This window comes from Actinacidiphila acididurans, from assembly GCF_016918855.1.
GTDB classification, from domain to species: Bacteria; Actinomycetota; Actinomycetes; order Streptomycetales; family Streptomycetaceae; genus Actinacidiphila; species Actinacidiphila acididurans.
The window spans coordinates 208913-221637 of the sequence record NZ_JADKYB010000014.1 but is presented as its reverse complement, the minus strand read 5'-3'; the positions used below and the strand labels follow the sequence as shown (position 1 = coordinate 221637).

At 74.7% G+C, this 12725-nt stretch carries 7 protein-coding genes; all 7 read left to right on the top strand.

Annotation, left to right across the window (positions count from 1 at the left end; all coding sequences use genetic code 11):
- Positions 1-399: 399 nt before the first annotated feature.
- The gene (locus ITX44_RS25375; protein ID WP_205359680.1) at positions 400-4374 is read left to right on the top strand and encodes a GTPase; all 3975 of its coding nucleotides are present in this window, start codon (positions 400-402) and stop codon (positions 4372-4374) included.
- Positions 4371-6302 carry a GTPase domain-containing protein gene (locus ITX44_RS25370; protein ID WP_205359679.1) on the top strand — a complete coding sequence of 644 codons (1932 nt, stop codon included), beginning with the start codon at positions 4371-4373 and terminating at the stop codon, positions 6300-6302. Before ITX44_RS25375 ends, ITX44_RS25370 begins: the two co-directional genes overlap by 4 nt.
- Positions 6303-6337: 35 nt before the next feature.
- Positions 6338-6736 carry a CATRA system-associated protein gene (locus ITX44_RS25365; protein ID WP_205359678.1) on the top strand — a complete coding sequence of 133 codons (399 nt, stop codon included), beginning with the start codon at positions 6338-6340 and terminating at the stop codon, positions 6734-6736.
- 196 nt (positions 6737-6932) lie between these two features.
- Complete coding sequence (locus ITX44_RS42295; RefSeq protein ID WP_205359677.1) at positions 6933-8483, top strand: CATRA conflict system CASPASE/TPR repeat-associated protein; 1551 nt, start codon at positions 6933-6935, stop codon at positions 8481-8483.
- Between the two features lie 139 nt (positions 8484-8622).
- The gene (locus ITX44_RS42760) at positions 8623-11010 is read left to right on the top strand and encodes a CHAT domain-containing protein (protein ID WP_205359676.1); all 2388 of its coding nucleotides are present in this window, start codon (positions 8623-8625) and stop codon (positions 11008-11010) included.
- A gap of 186 nt (positions 11011-11196) precedes the next feature.
- A complete protein-coding gene (locus tag ITX44_RS25350) occupies positions 11197-11625 on the top strand; it encodes a hypothetical protein (RefSeq protein WP_205359675.1) in 429 nt (142 codons plus the stop codon).
- Positions 11626-11878: 253 nt separating this feature from the next.
- Positions 11879-12586, top strand: coding sequence for a FadR/GntR family transcriptional regulator (locus tag ITX44_RS25345; protein WP_205359674.1), 708 nt, complete (start codon positions 11879-11881; stop codon positions 12584-12586).
- Positions 12587-12725: the final 139 nt, after the last annotated feature.

Sequence of the window (12725 nt, the reverse complement as noted above, 5' to 3'; positions counted from 1 at the left end):
GCTCGACTCCCTCCCGTGTCTAGGGCGGCCTCGGCGGATTGCCGTGCCGGGGGGACGCACCAGCCGCGGCAGCGCGTACGCGTCCTTTGTCCGCTATCGCATCTCGGCACCGTTTTCGGGGTGCATGGGGCGTGTGGGGCGGAACGGGTGTGGGGGCGGCGGGCGTTCTGTCACCCTGATGCCCGCGGATCGCGTCGGCGACCGGGCGGGCCGAGGGGGGCCCGCGCGGCGCACGGCCGGGGGGCGAACAGCGGTCCCGCTGGGGGAAACACGGCATCGCATCGTCCGTCACCACAGGCAGTTCGCCGGGTGGTGCGGGTGCGATGCGCGCTCGGGTGCGGGTGCGGCAGGGCAATGGGGAGAACTCTGGTGGGGGCGGGTATGGCGGAACATCCTCCGGTGGGGTCGGGGGACCTGGAGCGGGCCATCGCGGAGGCGGTCGAGCGCAGTCGGCCGGTCGCCGAGGGGTTACGGAAGGACGTACGCCGGCTGCTGCGGGCGCTGTCGGACTGCGCGGGCACACCGGCACTTGGCGCCGCGGCAGGTGAGGAAAGCAGTGAACTGCGGTCGTTCGCCGACGACTTGGTGCGCCAGGTCACGGCGGGACTTCAGGAAGTGACGGACCGCCGGCTCGGCGCCCTCGACACGTTCAACGTGGTCCTGTTCGGCCGGACCGGTGCCGGGAAGAGCAGCCTGCGGGAGGCGCTGACGCAGGGGCACGGCACGTCGATCTCGCCGCACGGCGCGGCCGACTGGACCACCGAGGTGACGCCCGGCGAGTGGCAGGGGTGCCGGGTCATCGACACGCCGGGCATCGCGGGGTGGGGCCGGACGATGGCGCGCTCTGAGCTGGAGGAGCGGGCCCGCGAGGCCCTGGTGATCGCCGACGTGGTGATCCTCTGCTTCGACAGCCAGAACCAGCAGGCCGCGGAGTTCGCCAAGGTGGCGGACTGGATCGCGGCCTACGGCAAGCCCGTGGTCGCCGTGCTGAACAACCGCAGCCCGGTGTGGCGCAGGCCGACCAGGGTGCGGAACGAGGCGGTCCGCCGTCATCTGTCCCGGGCCGTCGCCGAGCACGCCCAGAACATCCACGACGAACTCGCAAGGGTCGGCCTGCACGACGTGCCGATCGTGGCGCTGAACACGAAGTCGGCCGTGTTCGCCCGGGTCACCCTGCCGTACGAGGGCCCCGACGCCGATACGCTGCCGGTCCTGCGTGCCGAGGCCGGCTCCACCGGCGTCCTCCTCGACTGGTCGAATCTGCCGGCCTTGGAAGGGCTGATGGGCGCGGCCCTCGGCAAGGACGCGGTCGGGCTGCGGCTGGGCACGCTGGTGCGCCAGATCGAGGGCGCGTGCCTGCGGGCGGACGACGATCTCCGGATCCACGTCGAGGAACCCGCCCTCCGGCTGGCCGAGCAGGCGGAGATCGGCATCGAGCGGATGCTCACGGTCCTCGGCGCACCCGAGTCCGCCTTCGCGGAGACCTCGCCGGACGGCATCCCGGACGACATCGCGGACGCCTCGCCGGACGGCTCGCGGGGCGGCTCCCCGAAAGCCTCCCCGAAAGCCTCCCCGGAAGGGGACGCCGGCCGGAAGCTGCTTGCCGCCCTGGCCGAACTGGAACGGCTGCGCGGCGGCCGCTTCGAGGCCCCGCCGGTCGGCGAGATCGGGCGGTACGCCGACCACCTGATCCGTGCCGCGCTGGCCCCGCAGCGCGAGGCGGCCCAGCGCCGGGCGGACACCGTCGTCGACCAGGCCATGGCCCACGGCGAGGTCGTCGGGCCCGAGGCGTTCGCCGCGCAGGTCTTCGACACCCCGGCGATCGAGTTCGCCCTGAAGATCGCCCTGGAGGCGGTCGTCGCCCAGTTGCAGCGCCGGGTCAGCCTCGTGGTGGAGGACGTCGGAGCGGACCTGAGGGCCGTCGCGACCGAGCGGGCCCAGGTGCAGGGGAACGCCGGCCGGTTCCTGCGCGGCGTGAGCATCGCCACGGGCGTCGGCGGTGTGGCGGCGGGCGCCGGCACCGGGGTCATGGCCGGGCTCATCATCTTCAACGCGTGGAACCCGGTCGGCTGGACCGCCGGCGGCATTCTGCTGGTCGGCGCGATCGCCGGCATGATCGGCCGCGGGATCAGCAAGTGGAGCCGGCGCCGGGCCCGCCACCGCAAGGAGGAGGCGCTCGCCCAGGCCCGCGCCGACGCCCGCCGCGCGGTGACCGACACCTTCGAGCGGGCCCGTACGGCCACCGTCGCACAGGTGAACGCGCTGGTCCGCCGGGGCATGAGCGAACGGGTGGGCGTCGCGGTGGTCCAGGCCGTCGAACTGCGCGGTCTCGCCGAGGGCGTGGCGCACTGCCGGTCCCTGATACGGGAGACCGCCGAGGGGCTGCCGGCCGCCGGGGACCCGGCGCAGGTGCTGCGCGAGGCCGCCCGGGAGCGCGAGTCGGCGACCGGCCTGCCCGGACAGGCCGCGGCCGCCCACCTGTGGCTCGGCGAATCCTGGTGCACCGAGGACGGCATCGCCGCCGGAGCGGGCCGGCACCGTACCGTCACCGCCGAGCCGTTCGAGCAGCCGGAGTTCCTGGCGTGGGTACGGCAGGCCGCCGACGGGCCGTTCGCCGAGCCGGCCCCCGGTGCCGGCCGCGACTGGCTGCTCGACGCCCAGGACCGGCTGCGCGAGGACGCGGCCGCCGCCGAGGCCCTCGCCCAACTCGACGAGCTCGCGGCCGACGGCCGGCCGCGGGTACTGGTGTGCGGGGACTACAACACCGGCAAGTCCTCCTTCATCCGGCGGCTGCTGCTCGACGCGGGCGAGGAGCCGCCGCAGTCCCTGGCCGTCGCGGCGGCCCCGAAGACCGCGAAAGCGGAGCCGTACACCTGGAAGGGCGTGACCCTCGTGGACAGCCCCGGCTTCCAGAGCGGCCGCGACGCGCACACCGAGGCGGCGCGGCTGGCGGTGCCGGACGCCGCCGCCGTCATCTACCTGTTCTCGCCCAACCTGGTGATGGGTGAGCGTGCGGACCTGGCCTTCGTCCTCGATGGGGATCCGGACGCGCACCGGCCGGCCAAGTTCGACCGGACCATGGTGATCCTCAACCGCACCGACCAGATCGGGCCGGACCCCTTCGACGCGCCGCGGGAGTTCCGGCGGCTGTGCGGGCGCAAGCGCGTCGAACTCGCGCAGGCGCTCAACGCGACGGCCGGTCCGCTGCGCGAGGGCGAGGCCGTCCCCGAGCGGGTCCTGTGCGTGTCGGGCGATCCCTACGGCTTCCATGGCGGCGACCGCGAGCACTTCGACCCGTACCGGCACTGGGACGGGATGGCGGCCTTTTACGAAGCCTTCGCCGTGCTGCGGCGGCGTCTGTTCGTGAACGGCCTGGACGTATCGCTCCTGCACGGCGGACTGGCCCGGTTCGGCGCGCTGGTCCGCGACGCCCGGGCCGGGGAACAGGCCGCGCGGGAGCGGGCCGACCAGCTCGGCCGGCTGCGCGCGGACGTGGCGGACCGGCTCCGGGAAGGGCTGGCGCTCCGGGAAGCGCGCGCCGAGCGGCTGGCCGTCCTGGTCGGGGACTTCCTCGACCGGGAGGTGGCCAGGGCGCTGCGCACCACCGACCCGGAGGAGCGCAAGGCACTCGCCGAGCGCCTTGAGGAGTGGACGCAGAACGAGGACCTGCGTGGCGTCGTCACCCAGTGGCGGGAGGAGTCGGCGCGCGAGATCGAGGCGTGGCGGCGTGCCACGGCCCGCGCACTACGGCGCCGCCTGGAGTCCAAGGCTTTCGACCGGGCGTTTCCGGACGCCGACACGGCGGTGGACCTGCGTTTCCTCAGCGGCCATCCCGGCCGCGAGCGCCGGAAGAAGGCCGCCAAGGGCACGGGCGGGGTGGGGGCGGCGGTCGCGAAGGCAGCCGACGCGAAGGTGATCGCCAAGGTCTTCACCTGGCTCAACCGCACGCCCAACCCGGCCGCGCTGGCCCGCGGAGCGGTGGTACTGAGCAGGCTGGGGGTCGGCCTCCAGATGGTCGGCACTGCCGTCGACCTCGTCGGCCTGATCCGCGACGAGCGGGAGAGCCGGGAACTGGTCCGGGCCCGCCGGGCCGCCATCACCGACCTGCACAAGGCCGGCACGCAATGGGGCCGGCTGGTCGCGGACGGGACCGACGAGACACCCGGCCTGCTGGCCGAACTGGCCGACGAGTGCGCGCAGTTGGCCGGCCGGATCGAGGAGATCGACAAGCGTGCGGAAGCGTACGAGCGGGAGACCGCCGAGCTCCGGGACCGTATCGCCGCCTACCGGGGCGTGATCGACGACGCACTCGTCCGCCTGGGCCGGGCGCCCGGCGGTCACCCGGAACCACAGCCCACTGGGGGGATGTCATGACCGAGACCCACACACGTACCGTGCCGGACACCCGGGACGCCCCGGACGCCCCGGACGCCCCGGACACCCCGGACACCCCGGACGCCCCGGACACCCCGGACACCCCGGACCCACGGGAGTGGACCAGCCGGGTCCGCGCCGCGGTCCGCACCATCGCCGGGGACGGCTTCACCGAGGAGATCAGCGGTCTGTGGCACGACTTCCGGCGCAGCCCCGACGTCCGGGTCACCGTGTACGGCCCGTACGACGCCGGCAAGTCGAGCCTGATCAAGCGGCTGCTTTCCGAGGACGCCACCGAGCCGCCGCCGTGGCTGACGGTGAGCGCCCGCCGCGAGACGTTCACGGTCGACCATGTGCTCAGCGGCGGCCTCGAATACGCCGACACCCCCGGGATCGCCGGCGGCAACGCCCAGCACGAGGCCGTGGCCGACAACGCGCTGAGCATCACCGACGCCCTGCTCGTCGTCCTGCCGCCCCAACTGGCCACCACCGACGCCGAGCACATCCGTGCCGTGGCCACCGGCACCCTGTTCGGTCCGCCGGCGGCCCGGTTGTTCCCCGCGGGCTCGCTGCGCGTGGTCGTGGGGCGGATGGACGAGGCGGGCATCGACCCGCAGGACAACCCCGAGGGGTACCGTTCGCTGTCCGCCCACAAGCGGAAGGAGCTGGCGGAGCTGCTGACCCGCGGCGCCGCCGGCAGCCGGCCGCAGGACGACGCCCCCGTACTCGACGTACTCGACGTCCCCGTGCATCTCGTGGCGGCCGACCCGTACGGCTTCGGGCTGTTCACGGCGGCGGAGGCGGCGGACGGCGGCAGCAGCCGGGACTGGGACGGCATCGCGGAACTGCGGGCCGCGCTCGGCTCCCTCGTGGACCGGCGCCAGGAGCTGCGCGCGGCCGCCGAAGTACGCCTGTGGAGCCGGATCGCGATGCGGGCGCTCGGCGCGGCGGAGCACGAACGGGCCCAGGCCGGCCAGGCGGTGGACGAGGCACGCCGCGAGCTGGCCCAGCTCGCCGCGGTGGGCACGGAACTCGACGGGGTCGTCGGCGCCGCGACCGCCGCACTGCGCACCGCCGTCCACGAACTGCTCAGCACAGCGGTCGAGACTCTGCACGGCGCGGACCTCGACCACATCCGTGCCGAGGCGGAACGCGGCCTGGGGGACGTACTCACCAGGTGGTCCCTGCATTGGGGCGCCGAACTCGACCGGCTGGTGCAGCAGACGGACAGCGAACTGGCGGCACGTGCGCGGCGCGCTTCGGCGACGGCCTTCCGGGGGTTCGTCGGCACGGTCGCCACGCCGCCCGCCACGCTGGCGGTGCGGTCGGAGAAGGCGGGGGAGCGGTCGCTGGACACCGTCCTGCGCGACCTGAAGGGACAGGTGCGCTGGGCGGTCCGCGGCCTTTACCGGACCCACGTGGAGAAGGACCTGGGCATGTCGCTGGAGCGAGCCGTGCTGGAACTCGCCCGGGTGGATTCGCTCGGCGGCAACCGCCGCAGGCTGAAGCACTACTTCCGCAGCGGCATCGGGTTCGCGAACGCCGAGCAGGCCGCCGCCGCGCGGTCGGCGCTCCAGCGGATGAAGATCTTCGACGCCGTGCTCCCGTCCGTGGTGGAACTCGGGACCCTCCTGTTCCGGGAGATCCAGGGCGCGCGGCTGGAACGCCAGGAGATGGAGCGGCGCACGGAACTGCGCGGCAAGCTCGACGGGACCGCCGATGCCATCGTGTCCCGGATCCTGACGGCCGGCGAGGACCGGCCCGACTTCGGGTGGAACACGGCGGTGAGCGAGGTCCGCAACGGCCTCGACGCCTTGGCGCAGCCGCTGCGATCTTTGGTGGGTGTGCTGGAGGCACGTCAGGAGGAGCTGGCGGCGGGGGCGGTGGCGCTGACCGCGCTGCTGGAGCAGGCGCCGGTGGGGGCGTAGCCCCTCCGGGGCGGCGCGGGAGCGAAGGGGGAGCTGTGGCAGCACAGGTGCCGGGGGCGCCGGGCGGGCCGGGCTGGCCGCGGGGTCCGGGGGGTCCGCGGGGGGACGACGTCGCGTGGCGCGCGCTGGCCTCGCTGCGCCGCGTGCCCGGCTGGCGGCTGACGGGACGGCAGTGGACGGCGGTCACCACCGCGGTGGCGGAGGTGGCCGCGGCCTGGCAGGCCCGGGACCCGCGCAGGCTGCGGATCGCGGTGGCCCGGCTCGAACTGGCCGGCCCCCGCCTGGTGGTCACCCGGCACGAGGACGAGCCGCTGCTACCGGCGCCCGCCGAGCTCCCGGAACGGCTGAACGTCCTGGTGACCAGCATCGTGGCGGAAGCCGGCGAGCCGCCTGCCGCTCCGCCGGGGGAGGGCGCGGAGGGGGCCGACCGGTGAGCGGGGAGGTCGGGGTTCGGGGTACGTGGTCGCAGGTGGCTGTTGTGCGGGAGGGGTGGGTTGCCGTGCGGGGGGACGTTGCGGAGGGGGCCGGGTCGGTGAGCGGGGTGGTCGGGGCCGGGGGTACGCCATCGCAGGATGCCCTTGTGCGGGAGGCGGGGGTCGCCCTGCGGGGCGGTACGGAAGGAGCCCGACGGTGAGCGGGGTGGTGCTGCGGCAGGCTCTTCTTGAGCAGCTGTTCTTTCATGCCGGGGCCGGGGGCACGCCGTCGCAGGCGGCCCTGGTGCAGGAGGCGTGGGAGGAGTGCGGGCGGGCGGGGATGGACCGGGCGGTGCCGGGGGAGCCGTTGACGGAGCGGGTGCCGTTTCCCGGCGGGCCGTACGCCGGTTACCGGGTGCTGGCCGCGCGGCAGCGGGTGGGTGGGGGCATTCATCAGGCGGTGCTGTTCGGGAGCCACGACGTGCTGGGCCTGTCCGTACTGCTCGCGCCGGACGGGACAGCCGGCGGCGAGCCCGCCTGGCCGGAGCTGGAACGCGGCCGGCCGGCGCCCGGGTCCGGCGGTCTCGGCACGGTCCGGGTCCTGCTCGGCGTGACCGGGAACAGCCTGTCCACGCCGGAGGGTGTCGCCGAGGTGGCCGCCGCGCTGCCGGACCTGCTGCCCGGGGCGGCGCCGGGGCGCTGGCAGAACGAAGGGCAGCGCACTGGACAAGGGTTCGCCGTGTGGGAGGTGCCGCCGGCCGATCCCGTAACCCCGTCCGGCCCCGTACCCCGCCGCCTGGTCGTGCTCGCCCCCGAGGCGCTGGAGCGCGAACTCGACGCCTGGGCCTGGCACAGCCGGGACCGGCTCGCCCCGCTGACCCGCTATCTGCTGCACGCGGCGAAACTCCGGTACGAGGCGGCGGTGTACGACGCGAGCACCCACCGGGACCTGCGCGAACGCGTCGAGGAGGCCACCGACCGGGCCCGGGCCGCCGGGCAGCGGCTGCGCGGACGCACCTCGACCGCGCTCGCGGAAGCCCTCGACGCCCGCGCCGTCCTGGTCGCGCTGCGCACCGACGCCGAGGGCCTGATCACGGCGGCCGGGCGGCTGCGGGTGATGCGCCGTACGGTGCAGATCGCCCGTGCCAACCTGGCCGCCGCCGTGGCCGGCGAGGCGGCCGTCTCCCTGCCGGCCGCGGAGGGTTCGGACAACCCGTTCGGCCACGACCAGCGGCTCGGCCAGTGGCTGGAGCAGCAGCTCGACGACGACCTCGAATACGTGAGCGCGACCCTGGAGTCCTCGGCGGAGGTGGTACGGGACGCCGCCGCGCTGGCCGACTCCCATCTGGCCGACCACCGGGCGCAGTTGACGCTCCTGGAGACCTCCCTGATCGGCGCGCTGGTGATGAGCCTGACGGTGGTGCAGGCGTTCGGCTACCGGGTGCCGCTGCCGGGCCCGCTCCAGGCCCCGGTGATCGCCCTGCTCGCCGCGGTGGCGCTGATCCTGCCGGTGGCCGTGGCCGGCTGGTCGCGCAGCACCGTACGGCAGGGTCCGTTCCGGGCGCTGGTGCAGGCCCTGCCGGCCGCGGGAGGCGCGGCGGGCGGATGGTTCCTGGCGACGCTGGCGGCCGAGTGGGCGTCGGGCGGCGCCCAGCGGGCCGGATGGTCGGTGGCGGCGGCTGCCGCGGGAGCGGTCGCGGCGGTGGCGGCCGGCCTGCTGGTCCAGCGCCGCCTGCGTCGTGTGCGTGATCTGCGGCAGGGCCCATGACCGCGTACATGACGGTGTCCGTGACGGCCCCCACGACAGGACACACCATCCCCGGGCCCGGTGGCCCCCGACGCATCATCTGGAGGCCGGTATGGGCGCGGTCCGTTATCTGAGAGCCGTCAGGAAGTACCAGGAGGGTGTGACAGCCGGCCTGGCGGGCCAGTGGGAGGAGGCGCGGGCCGCGCTCACCGCCTCGCTCGACCTCTACACCGCCGAAGGCATGCACCACCGCACCCCCAAGGTGCTGGACTCGCTGGTCACCGCCTGCATGTTCGCCGGCCGGCTCGACGAGGCGCTGCGGCACGCCGAGACGCTGCGCGGCTGGGCGGAGCGGAGCACCGACGCCATCGACCGGGCCACGTACGTCGCCAAGCACGGGGAGGTGCTGACCCAGATCGGCCGGTACCCGGAAGCGGCCGAGGCGCTGCGCCAGGCGTTGCTCGCGCTGGAGGACGTGGTCGTCCGCGAGGGACAGGAGCTGCGCTGGTCGCTGCTCAGCGACCTCGGCAGCGCTCTCGCGTACGCCGGGTGGTTCGGCGAGGCGGAAAGGGTGCAGGGTCAGGCGTACCGGCTGGCCGACGACCTGGGCAGCCGGACCAGGATGGCGCAGTCCGCGAGCCAGTTGCTGCTCGCGATCAACGGCGTCGGCCACCGGGAGCGGGCCCTGGAGTGGGCCGAGATCGCGCTGGGATGCCTGGACCCCGGCGAGGACGACGCGGTGGTGGCCGAGGTGCAGGGCAACCGGGCCCTCGCGCTGAGCTTCGCCGGGGACCACGACGCGGCGGCGGAGGCCATGGCACGCGCCGTGGCCGCGGCCGGCGACACCCCGCTGCTGTGGTTCCAGGCCCAGCAGGTGCTGATGGAGACGATCCGCAGGGCCGGGCGCTTCGAGGAGTCCGCGGCCATCGCCGACGCGCTGCTGGCCCGGCTCCCCGAGGACCAGGCCCGGCCACGCGCCCTGGTCCTCAACCACCGCGCGTTGCTCCGCCTCCAGCAAGGCCGGCCCGCCGCGGCCGTCGCCGATCTCGAAGCCGGGCTCGTCCTCAAGCAGCAGGTGTCCGACCACCGGGGACTGGCCACCGGCCACCTCAATCTGGCCCGCGCCCACCTCGGCGTCGGTGACGTCGCCGCCGCCCGCCGGCACGCTGAGCAGGGCGAACACCTGTGGGAGCCGCTGCGGCGTGCGGGCGGCGACGAATCCGGCGCCCTCGGGCTGTTCGAGCAGCACTCCGCCGCGATCTTCCAGACCAAGCAGGAACTGGCCCTGGCCGCCGGTGATCCGGCCGGTGCCCTGGCAGCCGCCGAGCAGGGACGTTCCGGCCCGCTGAGCGAACGTATCCGGGCCGCCCGTCCCGCACGCGCGAGCGTCCCCGGCACCGCGCCGGACCCGGACCGTATCCGCCGGCTCGCGGCGCGCACCGGCGCCACCCTGCTGATCTACGCCACTCACTTCGACCTGATCGGCGCGGGGCTCGGCGGGGCGGCGCCCGAGCCGGAGACCCTCCACATGTGGGTGGTGCTCCCGGACGGACGGCTGCACCACACTGTGGCGCCGGACGTCGAGGACGAGCCGGTCGGCGGACCGGAGCCACGGGATGCCGCCGAGGCCATCCGCCTGCTGGGGCAACTGGCGGGCGACGAGCGGATGCTGGCCACCTGGTCCCGGGTGCTGCTGGAACCCGTCGCCGAGTTCCTGCCCCGGGGCCCGGGGGCCCGGCTGGTCGTCGTGCCGCAGCGCGCGCTGTGGGCGATTCCCTTCGGCGCGCTGCCGATGGCCGACGGGGAACCGCTGATCAGCCACTGCGCGGTGACCCTCGTGCCGTCGCTGCACGCCCTGGAACTGCTCACCGAGGAGGACGTCTGGGCGGCCGGCCCGCCCGGCGCACGCCCCGCGGAGGTCGTGGTGGTGGGCGGGGTCGACAGCGCGGTGGCCGCCTCGATCGACGGCCGGTTCCAGCCGCTGCCCACCGTCGCCGGGCCGACCGCCGAAGCCGTCGCCGCTTTCTACGGCACGCCCGCGATGACCGGCACCGTGACCGTGCCCGCCGTGCTGGACCGGCTGGGCACCGCCGACCTGCTGCACTTCTCCTGCCACGCCCTGGTGGACACCCGGCTGCGGCTGGACCAGCCGCCCGGCGCCATCGCGCTCACCCCGGGGCCGGACGCCGGCGACCACGGCCAGCTCACCACCCCGGTCATCGCCGCGAGCCCCACCCGGGCGCGTCTCGCCGTACTCGGCTGCTGCGCCACCGGGCAGGGCCTGATCACCATGGACGGCGTCCTCGGACCGGTCCGCGCCTTCCTCGCGGCCGGCGTGTCCACCGTGGTCGGCACCCTCTGGGAGGTCCCCGACGCACCCACCGGCGAGGTGATGCTCCGCTTCCACGCCGAACTGCGCGCCACCGGGGACCCGGCCGAAGCGCTGCGCCGCGCCGTCCTGCGCGCCCGGGAGGACTACGTGCTGCCGGAGATCTGGGCCGCGTTCACCCTCCTCGGCGCCCCCGGTCCGGTTCGCACGGCAGTCTGACGGTCGTACTCCGGAGCGAGGGGCGCGGACCGCATCAGGGCCCAACGGCCCACCCCGCGGCCCCCAACGCCCCTGCCGGCACGCGCGGATCCGGGCTGAACTGGAGGAGCCGGCAAGGAAGTGCCGGAGCGGCCGGATCAGCGGGAACAGCCCGGGTCGGCCGGACTCGTCAACGGGAGGCACGTCATGAACAGCACCGCTGGTACCGCCGTCATCGACAGCCCGGAGACCGGGAAGGCGATCCCGCAGGAGACCGCGAACGGGACCGCGAAGGACTACCGGATGACCGTCACGCCCCGGTCGGTGGGGGCCTGCACCGTGGCCGTAAGCGGTCAGGAGGCGGGGGCGGGCCGGGCCCTGGGCCACGAGGACGGCGCGCCGACCGAAGCCGATCTGTTCGCCGCCGCGCTGGCCGCCTGCCTCGCCGCGTACGCCGGCGCCGAGTCGCGAGAACGCGGCCTCGACCCGAGCCGGCTGCGCATCGACGCGGCCTTCACCGTGCCGGATACGGGGCCGGCCGACCTGTCCGCCCTTCGGGTACGGATCCTGCCGCACGAGGCGTTCGGCCCGGAGCAGCGGGAGCAGCGGGAGCAGCTCGCGCGCTGCGTGTGCTGAGCGGGTCAGGAAGCCGGCGCGGCTCACCGGCGCTGTGGCGCCGGACGACGGGTGACGGGAAACATCTGACGTCCGATGTCAGGTGATCCCGCTAGGCTTGGCACATCCCAGGAGCTCAGGGGCCCCAGACGCCCGGGAGTTCTGGACGCGGAAGCCGGGAGGGGCGACGGTGCAGGCTGATCCCGCGACGACCCAGACTGATCCCGCGACGACGCAGACGACACCGATGACGTCGGCGACACCGGTGACGCCCATGACGCCGAGGGCGCGGCTGGCCAACCGCCCGGTGCGGCTGAGCCGTGAGGTCGCCGTCGCCGTCACCCGAGAGATCATCACCGGCGCCTTCCTGCCCGGCACCAATCTGCCGCCGGAGCAGGCGCTGTGCGCGGCCTTCGGGGTGAGCCGGCCGGTCGTCAGGGAAGCGATCAAGCTCGTGGAGCGCAACGGGCTGGTACGGGTGCGCGCGGGGGAGGGCACCCGGGTGCTGCCGCGCGAGGGGTGGAACCTGCTCGACCCGGATGTGCTGCGGATCGCCATGGAGACGGAGCGGTCGTCCGTGCTGCGCGACGACGTGGTCGCCATGCGGGCGGACCTCGAGGTCGGCATGCTCCGCAGAGCGGCGCCGAAGCTCACCGAGGACGATTTCGCCGCGCTGGAACGGCAGTTGGACGTCATCGACACGCTGGGCGACAGCGACGCGTTGCACAACGCCGACCGCGAGTTCCACGCGATCCTCTACCGGGCCTCCGGCAACGAGATCGCCCGCACCATTGTGCTGCTGCTGATCGCGGAGACCCGCTCGGTGAGCTACCTGGGTGTGCCCGCGCCCGAGGAGTTCCGCGTGGCCAACCGGGCGCACCGGCGCATCGTCGCGCTCCTGAGGCAGGGCGACCTCGACGAGGCCGCGGACGTGCTGCGCCGGCACATCACCACGCAGTGGATGGTCGACCGCACCCGCTGAACGTGCCCGCTGATGCCTCGGCCCGCCCCCTGACGCCCTTGACCCCGCCCCCGGCCGACCCCCTGGCGCCCTGACCTGCTGACGCCCCCTCCGGCCCCGCCTCCCTCCACCCACCCCGCCCTGTGCCATCCCGCCCAAA